Source organism: Mesorhizobium sp. B1-1-6, assembly GCF_006443035.1.
GTDB lineage: Bacteria > Pseudomonadota > Alphaproteobacteria > Rhizobiales > Rhizobiaceae > Mesorhizobium.
Window position 1 is genome coordinate 32,245 of sequence record NZ_VFWR01000009.1, and the last position, 17,250, is coordinate 49,494.

Consider the following 17,250-nt stretch of genomic DNA (forward strand, 5'->3'; position numbering starts at 1 on the left):
CTTCGTGGCCGGGCAGGCTGAAGCTGCAACACGAAGAGGACGCCGCACTACCCCAGCTGTGGAACCGCCAAGCTCGCACCCTCGACAAGTCAGCGGCTGCGCTTTAGGCAGTGATCAGATGAAAAAGGCGCTCGGAAAGGCCCCGTCATCATGACGAAAAAAACCTTGATCGCACCTTCGGTGCTGGCTTCGGACTTTTCGAAGCTGGGCGACGAGGTCGAAGCCGTCACGGCAGCCGGCGCCGACTGGATCCATCTCGATGTGATGGACGGCCATTTCGTCCCCAACATCACCTTCGGCCCGCCGGTGATCAAGGCGATCCGCGATCGCACCAAGGCTTTCTTCGACTGCCATTTGATGATTGCGCCGGCCGATCCCTATCTGGCAGCCTTCGCCGAGGCCGGTTGCGACGGCATGACGGTGCATGCCGAGGCCGGGCCGCATCTCGACCGCTCGTTGCAGACGATCAGGAATCTCGGCAAGAAGGCCGGCGTTTCGCTCAATCCGGCAACGCCGGAAAGTGCGATCGAATACGTGCTCGACAGGCTCGACCTGATCCTGATCATGACCGTCAACCCGGGTTTCGGGGGCCAGGCCTTCATTCCGGCAATCGTCGACAAGGTGAGGCGGGTCAAGGCGCTGATCGGCGGCCGGCCGATCCGCATCGAGATCGACGGCGGCGTGTCGCCCGAAACCGCGCCGCTGGTGACCGCCGCCGGCGCCGATGTGCTGGTGGCCGGCGCCGCCATCTTCAAGGGCGGCAGCGTGGAAGCGTACCGGGCAAATATCGGGGCGATCAGGACGGCGGCCGACAAGGCAGCCGGCTAAAAGCACCGCACAAGGAACCGATGGAGGCCAGGATCTCCCCACGTGGTCATCCCCGGGGGCCTGCACTGCGCGCTTCGCTGCGGCTGGCCCCGCGACAAAAGCCATGGGCAGGATAAAAGGCCTGATTCGGTCCCACTGTTCGGTGTCTTTTGCGCGCGACAGAAAAGAGGTTCGCGCGGAGGCACGGAAGAACAGGTGATCCTGCATATAAACACGTTAAATTTCCGCCGGTTGTAGCCGAACACGATTTCGTTCGACCAGATATAGGATCGTGCATATTTCTTTGTTCTAAAGTACAATGACGCGATCTCCCGCTTGAGCGCGTCGAGGCGCGCGCGGTAGGGTACGTGTACGGAAAGGGAACTGTTTCTCGGACTCGAATTGCCCAGGACCAGATTTGGGGACAAGGAGCCGATTTTGACATACGCAGCTGCCAATCTGAATGACGACGGCACAGGCTCGAAGAGTACGCTCGCCAGCACTGTCTATCATCAACTCCGTGCCGATCTTCTGCGGGGCGCCTTTGAAACCGAGAGCAAGCTGCGGGTTGAGTGGGTTGTTTCCAAATATGGCGCCGGCGCTTCCCCGGTTCGTGAGGCTCTCAATCGCCTGGCCTCGGAAGGGCTTCTCGGTCGGCATGACCAGCGAGGCTTCTTCATCATGCCGGTCAGCGCGGCAGAGCTCGAGGAATTGACGCGTACCCGTTGCTGGCTCGAGGAACGGGCGCTTCGCGAATCCATCGCCCACCGCACCGCCGAATGGGAAGAACAGCTGGTTCTGGCGTTGCATCGGTTGGGGCGCACCTCACGTCTCATGCCAACGGATCTGTCGTCGCTCAATCCGGACTGGGAGAGACTGCACCGCACTTTCCACCGTGCGCTGATCTCGGCCTGCCGGTCGCGATGGCTGGTGGGGTTTTGCGACCAGCTTTCCGATCACGCCTACCGCTACCGCCGAATGGCCAGTAACGGCGAAGGCATCCAGCGCGACGATTTTGCAGAGCACCGCCTGATCGCGGAAAATGCGCTGGACGGTAATGCCGACGCCGCGGTCGAAGCCCTGCTCAATCACTATCGCCTGACGGCAGCGATGTGCATGGAGCGCTTCAAGCAGGTCGAAGCATCAGAGCCGGCCAGCGCCAGGGCCGAGCGCACGCCACGTTAGCGCCGCATCGCGCCCCAAGCCTTTGCCGCCCCAGCCTTTTACCGCCAAAGCCTTCCGCTTTCGCCCGGCGACATGATCATGGCCGCCGCGTGGAGCCGCCCTTGCGGGCTTGACGGGTCGGCAAGAACCACCAACAGTCTGGCGCCGTGCAAGCGGCCGAACCGGAAGACAGGCCCGGCTCCGTCCGGATGCATGCCTTTCGCCGCCAGACGCAGGAAGACCTCATGAGCAATCATCTGTTCGACATTTTCCGGTCCCGGATGCCGAAGCCCGGACGCCTGTTGATGCGGACGGATGACGGCCGCGTGCTGACCTATGGCGACATGCTGGCGCGCTCGGCGCAACTGGCGCACGCGCTTTTGCAACTTGGCGTCGAGCCCGGCGACCGGGTCGCGGTGCAGGTCGAGAAGAGCCCGGAAGCTATGCTGCTGTACCTCGCCTGCCTGCGTGCCGGCGCCGTCTTCCTGCCGCTCAACACCGCCTATACGCTGGCCGAACTCGCCTATTTCTTCGGCGACGCCGAGCCCCGGCTGGTCGTCTGCGATCCGGCACGGGTAGCCGGCATCGACGCCCTGGCGCAAAAATGCGGAGCTCTTGCCGTCACCCTCGACGGCAAGAGCGAAGGATCGCTGGCGGACCAGGCGTCGCGGCAATCGCCCGACTTCCACGACGTCGCGCGCGGTCCCGACGATCTTGCGGCGATCCTCTACACGTCGGGAACGACCGGCCGCTCGAAAGGGGCCATGCTCAGCCACGAGAACCTCGCCTCGAATGCGCGCGTGCTGGTCGACTATTGGCGCTTCACATCGGACGATGTGCTGATCCACGCACTGCCCATCTTCCACACCCATGGGCTGTTCGTCGCCACCAACGTCATCCTGATGGCCGGCGCCTCGATGCTGTTCGAGCAGAAATTCGACGCAGGGCGCGTCGTCGCGCTCTTGCCGGACGCCACGGCGCTGATGGGCGTGCCGACCTTCTATGTCCGGCTCTTGCAGCAGGACGGGCTGACCCGCGAGGCGGCAAGAAACATCCGCCTGTTCGTTTCCGGCTCGGCGCCGCTGCTGGCCGAGACGCACAGGGCCTGGCGCGAGCGCACAGGCCACGCCATTCTCGAGCGCTACGGCATGACCGAGACCAACATGAACACCTCGAACCCCTATGATGGCGAGCGCCGCGCCGGCACCGTCGGCTTTCCCTTGCCCGGCGTGTCGTTGCGCATCGCCGACCCCGACACTGGCAGGCCGCTTGCCCAAAGCGAGGTCGGCATGATCGAGGTCAAGGGGCCGAATGTCTTCTCCGGCTACTGGCGCATGCCGGAAAAGACCAAAGCGGAATTCCGCGACGACGGCTTCTTCATCACAGGCGATCTCGGCATGATCGACCCCGACGGTTATGTCCACATCGTCGGCCGCGGCAAGGACCTGATCATCTCGGGCGGCTACAACATCTATCCCAAGGAGCTCGAGAGCGAGATCGACGCGCTTGACGGCGTCCTGGAAAGTGCCGTCATCGGCGTTGCCCATCCCGATTTCGGCGAAGGCGTAACGGCCGTCGTGGTTCGCTTGCCGGCTTCGACCGTCACCGCTGCCGAGATACTCAATGCCATTGCCGCGCGCGTGGCGAAATACAAGCATCCCAAGCGCGTGGTCTTCGTCGACGAATTGCCGCGCAACACCATGGGCAAGGTGCAGAAGAATCTGCTGCGCGATACCTACAAGGACCTTTTTTCCATAAGCAGTCCCGCCAGCTAAGTCGATCCAGGCAAGGATACCTCATCCCGCTTGTTTGGACGGGAGGCATCGCGACAGTTTCGTGCGGTCGCCTGGGCACTATCGGGGGAACAAGAGACCGACGACATGCTCGGCCAGCGCCAGGCTTGCCGTCAGGCCCGGGCTCTCTATGCCGAACAGGTTGACGATCCGGCCCGCGCCGTGGTCGGCCGGCCCCTGCACCATGAAGTCGGCCGCCGGCTGGTTCGGGCCCGACAGTTTCGGCCTGATCCCGGCATAGGCCGGCAGCAGGGCGCCGTCCCTCAGATCCGGCCAATAGCGCCGGATCTCGTCATAGAAGACCGCGCTGCGGCCGGGATCCACCGTATAGTCCGCCTGGCCGATCCATTCGACGTCTGGGCCGAAGCGGGCGCTGCCGCCGAGATCGAGGGTCAGATGCACGCCCAGGCCGCCATTGACCGGCACTGGATAGATCAGCCGCGAGAATGGCGAGCGGCCCGAAAGCGAAAAGTAGTTGCCGCGCGCCAGCCAGAGCGGCGGCACGAGCTCTTGCGGGAACCCTTCGATGCGGCCGGCCAGCGCCTGCGCGTCGAGCCCTGCGGCGTTGACGAAAGCGCCGGCTTTCAACGCGAACGTCTCGCCGTCGCCATCGCGCGTGGTGATACGAATCCCGTCGGCCTCGACCGTCGCCGCTGCGACGGCGGTCAGGAAGGCGAACGACGCACCGGCCGCCTCCGCGTCGCCGCGCAGCGACAGCATCAGCCCCTGGCTGTCGACGATGCCCGTCGACGGCGACAGCAGCGCCCCGGCGCAGCTCAGCGCCGGTTCGAGGCTTTCTGCTTGCGCGGCGGTCAGCAAATCGAGGTCGTCGACGCCGCATTGTTCCGCATTGGCCCGGATTGCATTGAGCCGAGGCAGTTGGCCCGGTCCGACGGCGACGATCAGCTTGCCGGTGCGTCGATGGCCGATGCCGCGCTCGCGGCAATAGGTATAGAGCCGTTCGCGTCCTTCGACGCAGAAACGCGCCTTCAGGCTTCCGGGCGCGTAATAGAGCCCGGCATGAACGACTTCCGAATTGCGCGAACTGGTGACGGTGCCGATCGAAGCGGCCTTTTCGACCACCAGCACTTCGCGGCCCGACAGGGCGAACGCCCTGGCGATGGCGAGCCCGACGACGCCGGCTCCGGCGACGACGCAATCGACGTCAGGCATTGCCGGCTTTCACCGTTGCCCGCCGGCGCTGGTCGAAAAAACCTTGTCGCCGCCGATCCAGACCCTTTTGATGTCGAGATCGTCCGAAAGCGCAACGATGTCGGCGGCGGTGCCCTTGGCGAAGCGGCCGAGCCGGTGCGACTGGCCGATCGCCTGCGCCGGATAGAGAGAGGCCATGCGCAAGGCCTCGGAAAGCTCCACGCCCACGCTGCGATGGGTGAAACGCACAGCCGAGATCATGTCGAGATCCGCGCCGGCCAGCGTTCCATCGGCAAGCCGCAGGCTGCCGTCCTTGCGGTAGATGGTGCGGCCGTTGAGCGTGAAGGAGGTCATGTCGGTGCCGATCGTCGCCATGGCGTCGGTGACCAGCACGATCCTGCCCGGCCCCTCTTTGGCCCGCAGCGCTATTGCGATGGTGGCGGGATCGACATGGATGCCGTCGGCGATCAGTCCCGCGGACAGGCCGCCGATGTCGATGGCGGCGCCGGCCAGTCCCGGCTCCCGGTTGCCGATCTGGCTCATGGCGTTGAACAGATGCGTGACCACGCTGGCGCCGGCCTCGCTGAATGCTTTGGCCGTGGCGTAGCCGCTGTCGGAATGGCCGAGGCTGACGATGATGCCGGCCTTGGCCAAGGCCGTCACGCGGGTCGCCTCGACGGATTCGGGCGCGATCGTGGTGAGCAGCACCGGGAGCTTGGCTCTCGCCGCGATCAGCATCGCCTCGTCCTTGTCCGTCATCGGCCGGATCAGCGCCGGGTCATGCGCGCCCTTGCGGGCGATCGACAGATGCGGACCTTCCAGATGCAGCCCGAGGAACCCCGGCACTTTCCGCAGTGCCGACGCCTCGCCAGCGGCAATCGCCGCGGCGGTGATATCAGCCGTATCGGTGATCAGCGTCGGCAGCAGCGCCGTGGTGCCGAACGGCGCATGCGCCCGGCAGATGGTCTCGATCGAGGCGACATCGGGGTGATCGTTGAGCATGACGCCGCCGCCGCCATTGACCTGGATGTCGACGAAGCCCGGCGTCAGCATGCCGCCGCCGGTGTCGACGCGGCGCATATCCGCGGCAAGCGCGCCGGTGGGCAGGATGGCCTCGACCAGACCGTCGCGCACGACGAGGGCATGACCGTCATGCCAGTCGTCGCCGTCGAAAATACGGGCGCCAGTCAGGGCGAAACGGTCGCTCATACGGTCTCCGTCACCTTGCGAAGGTTGCGCGGCGTGTCCGGATCGAGGCCGCGGTGGCGCGCAAGGGCCTCGACGAACACGTAGAAGGACACGATCAGCGTCAGCGGATCGGTCAGTGGATGGCCGGTGGCGACATGCGGCAGGCGTATGGCCTTGTTCGCCAGCATCGAGGTGACGAAGACCGGCGCCCCCTTGGCCGCCAGGCTGTCGGCGGCTTCGGCTACGGACGGGTCGGACGCGTCGCGCGCGGCCAGCGCCAGCACCGGAAAATCGGGGCCGATCAGCGCCAGCGGGCCATGCATGACTTCGGCAGCACTGTAGGCCTCGGCATGCATGCCGCAGGTTTCCTTGAATTTCAGCGCCGCTTCGTTGGCCATCGCCGCGGATGGGCCGCGGCCGAGGATGAACAGCGACTTCTGCTTTTCGATCGTTTCGACGAGCACGCTCATCCAGTCACAGGCGATCGCCTTGCCGAAATGCTCGGGCAAGCGGGCAAGCGCCTTGAGAAGCGCTTCGTCGCCGGTGGAATGCGCCATCAGAGCAAGGCCGGCGACAGCGGAATTGACGAAGGTCTTGGTCGCCGCGACGCTGCGCTCGGGCCCGGCCAGGATGTCGATCGCATGGTCCGAGGCGCGCGCCAGCGGTGAATCGGCGGTGTTGGTGACGGCGATGGTCAGCGCGCCACCTGCCCGTGCGGTTTCGGCCATGGCGACGATGTCGGGGCTCTTGCCCGACTGCGAGATGGCCAGGCACGCGGAGCCGCCGAGCCTGAGCTTGCGGCCATAGATCGAAGCGATGGAAGGGCCGACCGAAGCCACCGCAAGACCGGCGGTGAGTTCGACCGCGTACTTCATAAAAGTAGCGGCATGGTCGGAGGAGCCGCGCGCCACAGTGACGACGAAATGCGGGTCGCGCTCGCGAATGCCGCGGCCGGCTTCGGAAAGTACGGCACCGGAACCGTCGAGCAGGCGGGCGACGGCTTGCGGGATCTCCTCGATCTCGCGCCGCATATGGGTCGGCTCCGTCGATTTGTTCGGCTCGGTCGTCATGGTCGGCCCTCTTCGCTCGGCCCTGTCAGCCGCAGTTCGGCGACGAAATCATAAGCGTCGCCCCTGTAGATGGAGCGGGTGAACTCGATCACCTTGCCGCTCGCCAGATAGGAAATACGCTCGATGTGCAGGCCGGCAATGCCCGGCGGCACTTCGAGCAGGCGCGCGTCGCCGTCGCCGAGATTGGCGGCCGAGATGCGCTGCACCGCGCGCACCGGCCTGTTGCCGGTCAATTCCAGGGCTGCGTAGAGCGAGGAGCCAATTCCAGCGGGGTCCGGCAGCACGCTGGCCGACAGCGAGGCGCGCTCGATCGCCAGCGGCGTGTCGTTGGCTATGCGCAGGCGCGCCACGCGCGCCACCAATTCGTTCGACGACAGGCCAAGCACCATCATCTCGTCGGGCGAGGGCGCGTAAAGGCCGCGGTCGAGCCAGGCCGAGCGCACAACCATGCCGCGCCGCGCCATGTCCTCGGTGAAGGAGGTCAGCCGCGACAGCGACTGCTCGACCCGCTCCATGCGCGGCGCCACGAAGGTGCCGGAGCCGTGGCGCTGGACCAGGATGCCGCCCTTGACGAGGTCCTGCACCGCCTTACGCACGGTGACACGCGAAATATCGGCCTTGATGGCGATGTCGCGCTCGGAAGGCAGCGCGTCGCCGGGCCCGATCAGGCCGCGATTGACGGCATCCTCAATGCTTTTGCGCAGTTGTAGGTAGAGCGGCGCACCGCTTTGCGAGGACTGTTTCAGCGCGGCGAAGATCTGGTCGGCGGCGTCGCTCATCGAGCCGCTCCCCTCGGCGCGAACAGGCGGACCGCCATCTGCACGGCGCCGCCGAGCGCATCGTCGAGCGGCTCCCGAAGCAGCGCCCGGTAGCGTGCAGACAGGCGCGGCGCGTAGAGCGGCGCCAGCCCGCCGAGCAGGCAGAGCGGCGCGTCGTCCGCCAATTCCAGCGCGCGGAGCGAGGCCTCGACATCGGCGACTGCCTTGTCGAGGATCCAGTTGGCGACCGCGTCGCCTTTTTCGGCATGTTCGAACACTTTGGGGGCGAAGCCGCCGAAATCGCCGGGCTTGGCATTGGTGGTGAATTCGACCACATCCTCCGGATTGTCGCGGAACACGGCCATCATGCTATCGGTCAGCGGCGTGCGCGCGCGCACGCCATCATGGGCAAGCAGGGTCTGTTCGAGCAGGTCGCGGCCGATGCGGGCGCCGCTGCCCTGGTCGCCGACCTGGAAGCCCCAGCCGCCGATGGCACGCGACTTGCCGTTCTTGCGCGCCATATAGGCGGTGCCGGTGCCGAGGATCGCCATGGCGCCGTCGCCGGAACCGACCGCGCCTTCCAGCGCGATTTCGGCATCGGTTTCGACGCGGCTGGTGCTGAACGGCAGGATCGCCTCGAGCTGCTGCCGGTAGGTGCCGACATTGGCGCCGGCGAGGCCGAGAATGGCCGGTGTTTGCGGGATCAGGTCCGAATCCTGGCCAGCCGCGACAAAGGCTTGCCGCGCCGCCTCGACGATGTTCGACCGGGCGCCGGTCAGGTCGGTGCGGATGTTGGCGGCGCCGCTTTTGGCGCGGCCGAGCACCGTGCCGTCCGCCATTGCCAGGGCCGCCCTGCAGCTGGTGCCGCCGCCATCGATGCCAAGCACGAATTTCACGTGATTTCTCCTCCAGGCCGATAATACCAATAAAATACCAATAGCCAAGGGTTAATTTCCGCTGCAAAAAAGATTAGAGCGTATTTCACTGGAAAACTTGGCCATTTACCTGCGCCAGCGATTTCGGTGCGGCGAATTCGTTAATGCGTGTGGACAAGTGGTATTTTTTTGGTATTGTTTTCCGAATTGGAGGAATTGGGATGGCCGAAACGCGCACCGAAGCGCTGCACAGGAATGCTGAGGGGCTGGATATCCAGGCTCCCGAAGCGATCCTTGCTTCGCTGGCCGATGCGCAGGTCGAGGCGGCGAAGATTGTGCGCAACGCCATTCCCTCCATCGCCGAAGCGGCCGAGATCATCACCGGTAGCCTGAAGGGCGGCGGCAAGCTCGCCTATGCCGCGGCCGGCAGCTCCGGCCTGATGGCGCTTGCCGATGCGCTGGAACTGCCTGGCACCTTCGGCATCCGTCGCGACCGCATCGCCATCCTGATCGCCGGCGGCGATGAGGCCTTCAGAACGCTGGCCGGCGGCCCCGAAGACGATAAAGAGGAGGCCGCGACAGCGGTCGCCAACGCCGGCATTGGCAAGGGCGACTGCCTGATCGCAATCTCGGCCAGTGGTACGACGCCCTATGCACTGCGGGCGATCGAGGAAGCCGCCCGTCGCGGTGCAGCCACCATCGGCATCGCCAACAACCGGGACTCGGCTCTGCTGCGTCTGTCTGGAACCGCCATCCTGCTCGAAACGCCGCCGGAAGTGATCGCCGGCTCGACGCGCATGGGCGCCGGCACGGCCCAGAAGATCGCCCTCAATATGCTGTCGACGCTCGCCGCCATCCATCTCGGCCATGTCCATGACGGCTACATGGTCAATCTCATGGCCGACAACAGCAAGCTGCGCGACCGCGCGGCGCGGATCGTCGCGGCCATCAGCGGCGGCAGCCGCGACGACGCGGCCCGCCTGCTCGAAAAGAGCGGCGGTGCGGTCAAGACCGCCATTCTGCTTGCCGCCGGCGCCGACAGCGCCGACACGGCGCAGAAGATACTGGAAGAGGCCGGCCAGAAGCTGCGGCCGGCCCTTTCCGCGCTGGGGCATGATCCCGAAAAGTGGAGACCGCTTTTCGGAAAAGATCATGCTCGAACAAAGAAATAGAGCCTGTTTCATCCCGGTGTCCATCGGGGTGAAACAGGCTTGCGAGGGGAGCAAGGGGCGCAACGCCTCTGTTCTCATCAAAACCGAACCTGAAAAAGGTCAACAGGGAGACTGAGCATGACAACGAAACTACTGACGGCACTGCTTCTGGGCACCAGCATTCTCGGCTCCGCCGGGGTGGCTTACGCCGAGGACGTAACGCTCAACATCGAAAGCTGGCGCGGCGACGACCTTGCCATCTGGAAGGACAAGCTGATCCCGGCTTTCGAAGCCAAGAACCCCGGCATCAAGGTGGTGTTCGCGCCCTCGGCGCCGACCGAATATGACGCGGCTCTCGGCGCCAAGCTCGCCGCCGGTTCGGCGGGCGACCTGATCACCTGCCGCCCGTTCGACAAGTCGCTCGAGCTGTTCAAGAAGGGCAATCTCGCGGACCTCTCCTCGCTGCCGGGCATGGACAACTTCTCGCCGGTGGCCAAGTCCGCCTGGCAGACCGACGACGGCAAGGCGACCTTCTGCGTGCCGATGGCGTCGGTCATCCATGGCTTCATCTACAACAAGGACGCCTTCGACAAGCTCGGCATCAAGGTGCCGGAGACCCGTGACGAGTTCTTCGCCGCGCTCGACAAGATCAAGGCCGACGGCACTTACATCCCGATGGCGATGGGCACCAAGGATCTCTGGGAAGCCGCGACCATGGGCTACCAGAACATCGGCCCCAACTACTGGAAGGGCGAGGAAGGCCGCGCGGCCCTCATCAAGGGCGAGCAGAAGCTGACCGACAAGGACTGGGTCGCGCCCTATGAGGAACTGGCCAAGTGGAAGCCCTATCTCGGCGACGGCTTCGAGGCGCAGACCTATCCGGACAGCCAGAACCTGTTCACGCTCGGCCGCGCCGCCATTTACCCGGCCGGCTCGTGGGAAATCGGCCTGTTCAACACTCAGGCCCAGTTCAAGATGGGTGCCTTCCCGCCGCCGGTCGAGAAGGCCGGCGATACCTGCTACATCTCCGACCATACCGATATCGGCATGGGCCTGAATGCGGGCTCCAAGCATGCGGATGCGGCCAAGACCTTCTTGTCCTGGGTGGCCTCGCCGGATTTCGCCACCATCTACGCCAACGCGCTGCCGGGCTTCTTCAGCCTGAACTCCTCGCCGGTGAAGATGGAAGACCCGCTGGCGCAGGAATTCGTCTCCTGGCGCGGCAAGTGCAAGTCGACGATCCGCTCGACCTACCAGATCCTGTCGCGCGGCACGCCGAACCTCGAGAACGAGACCTGGGTCGAATCGGCCAATGTCATCAACGGCACCGATACGCCGGAAGCCGCTGCCAAGAAGCTGCAGGACGGCCTCGACAGTTGGTACAAGCCCGCCAAGTAAGGCTCGGGCAATGAGCTGGGCCGTTCCAAGTGGACGGCCCAGCGTTTTTCGATAGCATCGACTGCGAAGGACGGCGCCGCCCCTTATCCGCCTGCCGGCACCTTCTCCCCGTACAGTGACGGTGAGAAAGGGAGTTGCCGCAACGCTGGCGACCTCCTCTCTCCGTTCTTCACCGGGAGAGGGTAAGGATGAGGGGCACCGCTGTTGTCGAAAGCATTTTCCCAGACCTGATCGGTGGGGACCGAACTCATGGCCGCACAAGCACGACCGAAAAGACCGATCCGCTGGCATATCGCCGTCTTCCTGGCGCCGGCGGTGCTCGTCTATACGGCGATCATGATCCTGCCGCTCGCCGGCACTTTGCAGCTGTCGCTGTTCCGCAACATCGAGCAATCCCAGGTCTTCGTCGGGCTGGCAAACTTCCGCACCCTGTTCGGCGATCCAAACTGGTCGGTGAATTTCTGGAACGCGCTGCGCAACAATGTCTGGTTCTTCATCATCCACATGCTGGTGCAGAACCCGATCGGCGTACTGCTGGCCGCACTTCTGTCCAGCCCCAGGCTGCGCTTTTCGGCCTTCTACCGCACGGCGATCTTCGTGCCGACCATCCTGTCCTTCGTCATCGTCGGCTTCGCCTGGAAGCTCATCCTGTCGCCGCTATGGGGCGTGGCACCGCACATGATGGACCTGGTCGGCCTTAAAAGCCTGTTCACGCCATGGCTCGGCAAGGAGCAGTATGCGCTGACCGCGCTTAGCCTGGTCTCGGTGTGGCAGTTCGTCGGCATCCCCATGATGCTGATCTACGCCGCGCTGCTGTCGATCCCCAATGAGGTCATAGAGGCGGCGGAATGCGATGGCATCACCGGCCTGTCGCAGTTCTGGAAGATCAAGCTGCCGCTGATCCTGCCCTCGATCGGCATCATCTCGATCCTGACCTTCGTCGGCAATTTCAACGCCTTCGACCTGATCTACACCGCGCAGGGCGCGCTCGCCGGGCCGAATTATTCGACCGACATTCTCGGCACCTTCCTCTACCGCGCATTCTTCGGCTTCCAGCTGCAGGTCGGCGACCCCAACATGGGCGCGACCATCGCCACGATCATGTTCCTGATCATCCTCGGCGGTGTCTGCGTCTACCTCTTCCTCATCCAGACGCGCCTGCGTCGATATCAGTTTTAGGGGGCGATATGTCGAGCTCGAGCACCCCCCTCTGTCCTGCCGGACATCTCCCCCGCAAGGGGGGAGATCAGCTGTTGTCACGGCCTTCGCCAGCCACCAGCGATGCAGGAGATGTGTCGGCGCCAAAGCTGCCAATCTCCCCCCTTGCGGGGGAGATGGCCGGCAGGCCAGAGGGGGGTGGCTGGGTGCTGTTCCTCGGCAAAGTAGCTCCTCAGGAGACCATCCAATGAGCACCGCCACCCGTTCGCTGCCCCGCACGATCGGCGCTCATGCGATCCTGCTGACCTACACGGCGATCGCGCTGTTCCCGGTGATCCTGGTCATCATGAATTCGTTCAAATCCCGCGCCGGCATATTCGGCGCGCCGCTGACACCGCCGACGCCAAAGACCTTCGACCTGATCGGCTATACCACGGTGATCGGCCAGGGCGATTTCATCCACTATTTCCAGAACAGCCTCGTCGTCACCGTCGCCTCGCTGTTCTTCGTGCTGCTGTTCGGCGCCATGGCGGCATTCGCCCTGTCGGAATACCGTTTTCGCGGCAATACGCTGATGGGCCTCTATCTGGCGCTGGGCATCATGATCCCGATCCGGCTGGCCACCGTCGCCATCCTGCAATTGATGGTGGCGAGCGGGCTGGTCAACACGCTGACGGCGCTGATCCTGGTCTACACCGCGCAAGGCCTGCCGCTGGCCGTCTTCATTCTGTCGGAATTCATGAGGCAGGTGTCGGACGATCTGAAGAACGCCGGCCGCATCGACGGCCTGTCGGAATACACCATCTTCTTCCGGCTGGTGCTGCCGCTGGTGCGGCCATCGATGGCGACAGTCGCCGTCTTCACCATGATCCCGATCTGGAACGATCTGTGGTTCCCGCTGATCCTGGCGCCGTCGGAAGAGACCAAGACGGTGACGCTCGGCGCGCAGCTCTTTCTCGGCCAGTTCGTCACCAACTGGAACGCCATCCTGGCCGCGCTCTCGCTGGCGATCATGCCGGTGCTGATCCTCTACGTCATCTTCTCGCGGCAGCTGATCCGCGGCATCACGTCAGGAGCCGTCAAGTGAGCGGACAAATCTCTGTTGGAGCCTTCACCCCACCCGGCGCTTCGCGCCGACCTCCCCATGATGGGGAGGTCGAAGGTCACGGCTTCATTCACGACGGCCAAGGGACACGTTTCGGAGAAGCCTCTTTGAGCGTGGCGGGGGTCACGCCGACGTCCTACCTCCCCTCGATGGGGAGGTCGGCGCGTAGCGCCGGGTGGGGTGACACCCTCTCAAGAGAAATCAGGATATCTGGAGCAGCTCGGTGAACTCTGAAACGCCCCTTCGCGTCGTCGTCGCCGGCCTCGGCAATATGGGCCGCAGCCATGCGCTCGCCTATCACACCAATCCGGGCTTCGAGATCGCCGCGTTGATCAACCGCTCCGACGTGCCGCTGCCGAATGGGCTGTCGGGCTACGGCATCAGGCGCTCCTTCGACGATGCGCTGCGCGACGAAAAGCCCGATGTCGCCTGCATAGCCACTTATTCCGACAGCCACGCCGACTATGCGGTGAGGGCGTTCGAGGCCGGCTGCCATGTCTTCGTCGAAAAGCCCCTGGCGACGACGGTGGCCGACGCCAGGCGCGTCGTCGCGGCCGCCAAGGCCAATGGCAGGAAACTGGTGATCGGCTACATACTGCGCCACCACCCGTCCTGGATCAGGCTGATCGCCGAGGCGCGCAAGCTCGGCGGCCCTTATGTCTTCCGCATGAACCTCAACCAGCAGTCCTCTGGCCATACCTGGGAGACGCACAAGCAATTGATGCGCACGACCTCGCCGATCGTCGACTGCGGCGTGCATTATCTCGACGTCATGCTGCAGATCACCGACGCCAGGCCGGTCGAGGTGCGCGGCATGGGCGTGCGGCTGACCGAGGAGGTGGCGCCCACGATGTACAATTACGGCCACCTCCAGGTGCTGTTCGATGACGGCTCGGTCGGCTGGTACGAGGCCGGCTGGGGACCGATGATTTCGGAGACCGCGTTCTTTGTCAAAGATGTCATCTCGCCGACGGGCTGCGTGTCGATCGTCATGAAGGAAGGCGTTAAGTCCGACGACATCGACACTCACACCAAGACGTCGACCATCCGCCTGCACAGTGCGAAAACCGGCGCGGACGGCAAGTTCGCCAAGCCAGACGAGATGCTGTCGATGGAGGGCGAACCCGGCCACCAGGATCTCTGCGATCTCGAACAGGCTTTTGTCCTCAAGGCGATCCGCGAGGATATCGATCTCACCCGCCATATGGACGACGCCGTGAAATCGCTCGCCGTCTGCCTTGCCGCCGACGAGAGCGTGCGCAGCGGGAAGGCGGTGCGATTGTGAAAAGGGAGCTAGCGGCAGGGGTTGCGGTCTACGGCGCCCCCCTCTGGCCTGCCGGCCATCTCCCCCTCAAGGAGGGAGATCAGCTGTCGGCATGGCCTTCGCCGATCACAAACGTCAAAAAGAGTGTTTCAGCGTCAAAGCTGCCAATCTCCCCAGTTGAGGGGGAGATGTCCGGCAGGACAGAGGGAGGCGCCCTGGCGCCCACTCATCAATTTGGAGGACTGCCGTGGGCTCGCTGAAGATCGAGAATGTGAAGAAGGCCTTCGGCCCGGTCGAGGTGCTGAAGGGCATCGACCTCGAGGTGACGGATGGCGAATTCGTCGTCTTCGTCGGCCCCTCGGGCTGCGGCAAGTCGACTTTGCTGAGGGTGATCGCCGGGCTGGAGGATTCGACCTCGGGCCGGGTGGTCATCGATGGCGCGGATGTCTCGGCCACGCCGCCGGCCAAGCGCGGCATCGCCATGGTGTTCCAGACCTATGCGCTCTATCCGCACCTGACGGTGAAGAACAATATGGGCCTTGGCCTCAAGCAGGCCGGCACGCCGGCGCCCGAGATCGAGCGCCGCATCGGCATCGCCTCGTCCATGCTGTCGCTTGAGCCCTATCTGGAAAGGCGTCCCGCGGAACTCTCCGGCGGCCAGCGCCAGCGCGTCGCCATCGGCCGCGCCGTGGTGCGCGAGCCAAAGCTGTTCCTGTTCGACGAGCCTTTGTCCAATCTCGACGCGGCACTGCGCGTCAACACGCGGTTGGAAATCGCGCAGCTGCATCGCCGCCTCAAGGCGACGATGATCTACGTCACCCACGACCAGGTCGAGGCGATGACGCTGGCAGACAAGATCGTGGTGCTCAATGCCGGGAAAATCGAGCAGATCGGCGGACCGATGGAACTCTACAATTCGCCGGCGAACGAATTTGTCGCGGGCTTCATCGGCTCGCCGAAGATGAACTTCATCGACGGCGCCAGGCTTGGGGAAACCGCCAAGAGCATCGGCGTGCGGCCGGAGCATCTGACTGTCGACCCGAAATCCGGCGCCTGGAAAGGCACGGTCGTGCATGCCGAGCACCTCGGCGCCGACACCAATCTCTATCTCGACTGCGAGAAGGCCGGGCTGATCACCGTGCGCATTTTCGGTGTTTATGACGCCGAGCCGGGGGCGACACTTTATGCAACGCCGGATCCGGCGAAGACCTATCGGTTTGGCGCGGATGGGAAGGTGCTGAAGTAGTATCGCAACATAGTTGGCGCTGCCCCTCATTCGCCTGCCGGCACCTTCTCCCCGTATAGTGACGGGGAGAAGGAAGATAGCTCCAGCGCCGGCGATTGGCGAAAGCAGCAACGACAGCGTCCTTCTCCCCGTTTTACGGGGAGAAGATGGCGGCAGCCAGATGAGGGGCGGCGCGACTTGTGAAAGTTATGCGTCAGCCCTGAACGTCTGCTTCTGCTGGCCCAACCCTTCGATGCCCAGCTCCACCACGTCGCCGGCCTTCAAGAACACCGGCGGCTTCATGCCCAATCCAACGCCGGGCGGCGTGCCTGTCGAAATGATGTCGCCGGGATGCAGCGACATGAACTGGCTGAGATAGGACACAAGATAGGCGACGCCGTAGACCATGGTCTTCGTCGAGCCGTTCTGCATGGTCTTGCCGTTGACGGTCAGCCACATCTTCAGGTTCTGCGGATCCGAGACCTCGTCCTTGGTCACCAGCCATGGGCCGGTCGGGCCGAACGTGTCGCAGCTCTTGCCCTTGGTCCATTGGCCCTGGCGCTCGGCCTGGAAGGCGCGCTCGGAGACATCGTGCGCGACGCAGTAGCCGGCGACATAATCGAGCGCATCGGCCTGGCTGACATATTTTGCCGTTTTGCCGATGACCACGCCGAGCTCGACCTCCCAGTCGGTCTTTTCCGAGCCGCGCGGGATCAGCACGTCATCGTCCGGTCCGACGATGGCCGAGCTGGCCTTCATGAAGATGATCGGCTCCGGCGGCACGGTGGCGCCGGTCTCGGCGGCGTGGTCGGAATAGTTGAGGCCGATGCAGATGAACTTGCCGGTGCCGGCAACGCAGGCACCGAGCCGCGGCTTGCCGGAAACCGCCGGCAGCGACTTTGCGTCGAGCTTGGACAGCATCTCCAGCGAGGCCGGGTGAAGCGTGGTGCCGGCAATGTCGGCGACATGGGCGGAGAGGTCGCGGATCGTCCCATCCGCATCGAGCAGGCCGGGGCGTTCGCTCCCCACCTCGCCATAGCGCAGCAGTTTCATTTAGACCCTTCTCCTGGTTGCGGCCTCGCGGCCTTTTGCAAACTCTTCACCGAAACGAATGGCTCCCGTTGGGGCAAGCCGGCGGACCG

The 17,250-nt window shown here is 64.4% G+C and carries 15 protein-coding genes; 9 read left to right on the plus strand and 6 right to left on the minus strand.

Going from position 1 to position 17,250, the window contains the following annotated elements:
* Window positions 1–150 precede the first annotated feature (150 nt).
* The 3 genes from rpe (at window position 151) to FJ979_RS18645 (ending at window position 3,746) form a co-directional block, all read left to right on the plus strand.
* Window positions 151–828, plus strand: a complete 678-nt coding sequence (rpe, locus tag FJ979_RS18635) for a ribulose-phosphate 3-epimerase (RefSeq protein ID WP_140582735.1) — start codon at window positions 151–153, stop codon at window positions 826–828.
* Window positions 829–1,245: 417 nt separating this feature from the next.
* A complete protein-coding gene (locus FJ979_RS18640) occupies window positions 1,246–1,992 on the plus strand; it encodes a GntR family transcriptional regulator (RefSeq protein ID WP_140514205.1) in 747 nt (248 codons plus the stop codon).
* Window positions 1,993–2,216: 224 nt separating this feature from the next.
* The gene (locus FJ979_RS18645) at window positions 2,217–3,746 is read left to right on the plus strand and encodes a malonyl-CoA synthase (RefSeq protein WP_140582738.1); all 1,530 of its coding nucleotides are present in this window, start codon (window positions 2,217–2,219) and stop codon (window positions 3,744–3,746) included.
* Between the two features lie 78 nt (window positions 3,747–3,824).
* Here the strand turns inward: FJ979_RS18645 and FJ979_RS18650 are convergent, their stop codons facing one another.
* From FJ979_RS18650 to FJ979_RS18670, 5 genes are read right to left on the minus strand one after another with little or no spacing between them, the layout of a single operon-like run.
* Entirely contained in the window at window positions 3,825–4,937 is a 1,113-nt protein-coding gene (locus FJ979_RS18650) for an NAD(P)/FAD-dependent oxidoreductase (protein WP_140582740.1), read from the minus strand.
* A gap of 9 nt (window positions 4,938–4,946) precedes the next feature.
* Entirely contained in the window at window positions 4,947–6,125 is a 1,179-nt protein-coding gene (nagA, locus tag FJ979_RS18655; RefSeq protein WP_140559106.1) for an N-acetylglucosamine-6-phosphate deacetylase, read from the minus strand.
* The gene (locus FJ979_RS18660) at window positions 6,122–7,174 is read right to left on the minus strand and encodes an SIS domain-containing protein (RefSeq protein WP_140582743.1); all 1,053 of its coding nucleotides are present in this window, start codon (window positions 7,172–7,174) and stop codon (window positions 6,122–6,124) included. Before FJ979_RS18660 ends, nagA begins: the two co-directional genes overlap by 4 nt.
* Window positions 7,171–7,953 carry a GntR family transcriptional regulator gene (locus FJ979_RS18665; RefSeq protein WP_140491609.1) on the minus strand — a complete coding sequence of 261 codons (783 nt, stop codon included), beginning with the start codon at window positions 7,951–7,953 and terminating at the stop codon, window positions 7,171–7,173. The genes FJ979_RS18660 and FJ979_RS18665 overlap by 4 nt, the downstream gene beginning before the upstream one ends.
* Window positions 7,950–8,828, minus strand: coding sequence for an N-acetylglucosamine kinase (locus tag FJ979_RS18670; RefSeq protein WP_140582746.1), 879 nt, complete (start codon window positions 8,826–8,828; stop codon window positions 7,950–7,952). The genes FJ979_RS18665 and FJ979_RS18670 overlap by 4 nt, the downstream gene beginning before the upstream one ends.
* A gap of 200 nt (window positions 8,829–9,028) precedes the next feature.
* On the opposite strand from FJ979_RS18670, the gene FJ979_RS18675 reads away from it, so the two are divergent.
* The 6 genes from FJ979_RS18675 (at window position 9,029) to FJ979_RS18710 (ending at window position 16,129) form a co-directional block, all read left to right on the plus strand.
* A complete protein-coding gene (locus FJ979_RS18675; protein ID WP_140582749.1) occupies window positions 9,029–9,979 on the plus strand; it encodes an N-acetylmuramic acid 6-phosphate etherase in 951 nt (316 codons plus the stop codon).
* Between the two features lie 117 nt (window positions 9,980–10,096).
* Entirely contained in the window at window positions 10,097–11,356 is a 1,260-nt protein-coding gene (locus FJ979_RS18680) for an ABC transporter substrate-binding protein (RefSeq protein ID WP_140491603.1), read from the plus strand.
* 249 nt (window positions 11,357–11,605) lie between these two features.
* Complete coding sequence (locus FJ979_RS18685; RefSeq protein WP_140524307.1) at window positions 11,606–12,535, plus strand: sugar ABC transporter permease; 930 nt, start codon at window positions 11,606–11,608, stop codon at window positions 12,533–12,535.
* 226 nt (window positions 12,536–12,761) lie between these two features.
* Entirely contained in the window at window positions 12,762–13,601 is an 840-nt protein-coding gene (locus FJ979_RS18695) for a carbohydrate ABC transporter permease (protein ID WP_140524303.1), read from the plus strand.
* A 241-nt stretch (window positions 13,602–13,842) separates the two neighbouring features.
* Window positions 13,843–14,904, plus strand: coding sequence for a Gfo/Idh/MocA family oxidoreductase (locus tag FJ979_RS18700; protein ID WP_140524301.1), 1,062 nt, complete (start codon window positions 13,843–13,845; stop codon window positions 14,902–14,904).
* 226 nt (window positions 14,905–15,130) lie between these two features.
* Window positions 15,131–16,129, plus strand: coding sequence for an ABC transporter ATP-binding protein (locus tag FJ979_RS18710; protein ID WP_140514224.1), 999 nt, complete (start codon window positions 15,131–15,133; stop codon window positions 16,127–16,129).
* Between the two features lie 186 nt (window positions 16,130–16,315).
* Here the strand turns inward: FJ979_RS18710 and FJ979_RS18715 are convergent, their stop codons facing one another.
* Window positions 16,316–17,161, minus strand: a complete 846-nt coding sequence (locus FJ979_RS18715; protein ID WP_140514225.1) for a fumarylacetoacetate hydrolase family protein — start codon at window positions 17,159–17,161, stop codon at window positions 16,316–16,318.
* Window positions 17,162–17,250: the final 89 nt, after the last annotated feature.

Excerpts from the sequence above, each read along its gene's own strand:
- rpe (WP_140582735.1), top strand. The coding sequence starts at position 151 with ATGACGAAAAAAACCTTGATCGCACCTTCGGTGCTGGCTTCGGACTTT.
- FJ979_RS18645 (WP_140582738.1), top strand. The coding sequence starts at position 2,217 with ATGAGCAATCATCTGTTCGACATTTTCCGGTCCCGGATGCCGAAGCCC.
- FJ979_RS18650 (WP_140582740.1), bottom strand. The coding sequence starts at position 4,937 with ATGCCTGACGTCGATTGCGTCGTCGCCGGAGCCGGCGTCGTCGGGCTC.
- nagA (WP_140559106.1), bottom strand. The coding sequence starts at position 6,125 with ATGAGCGACCGTTTCGCCCTGACTGGCGCCCGTATTTTCGACGGCGAC.
- FJ979_RS18660 (WP_140582743.1), bottom strand. The coding sequence starts at position 7,174 with ATGACGACCGAGCCGAACAAATCGACGGAGCCGACCCATATGCGGCGC.
- FJ979_RS18665 (WP_140491609.1), bottom strand. The coding sequence starts at position 7,953 with ATGAGCGACGCCGCCGACCAGATCTTCGCCGCGCTGAAACAGTCCTCG.
- FJ979_RS18675 (WP_140582749.1), top strand. The coding sequence starts at position 9,029 with ATGGCCGAAACGCGCACCGAAGCGCTGCACAGGAATGCTGAGGGGCTG.
- FJ979_RS18680 (WP_140491603.1), top strand. The coding sequence starts at position 10,097 with ATGACAACGAAACTACTGACGGCACTGCTTCTGGGCACCAGCATTCTC.
- FJ979_RS18685 (WP_140524307.1), top strand. The coding sequence starts at position 11,606 with ATGGCCGCACAAGCACGACCGAAAAGACCGATCCGCTGGCATATCGCC.
- FJ979_RS18695 (WP_140524303.1), top strand. The coding sequence starts at position 12,762 with ATGAGCACCGCCACCCGTTCGCTGCCCCGCACGATCGGCGCTCATGCG.
- FJ979_RS18715 (WP_140514225.1), bottom strand. The coding sequence starts at position 17,161 with ATGAAACTGCTGCGCTATGGCGAGGTGGGGAGCGAACGCCCCGGCCTG.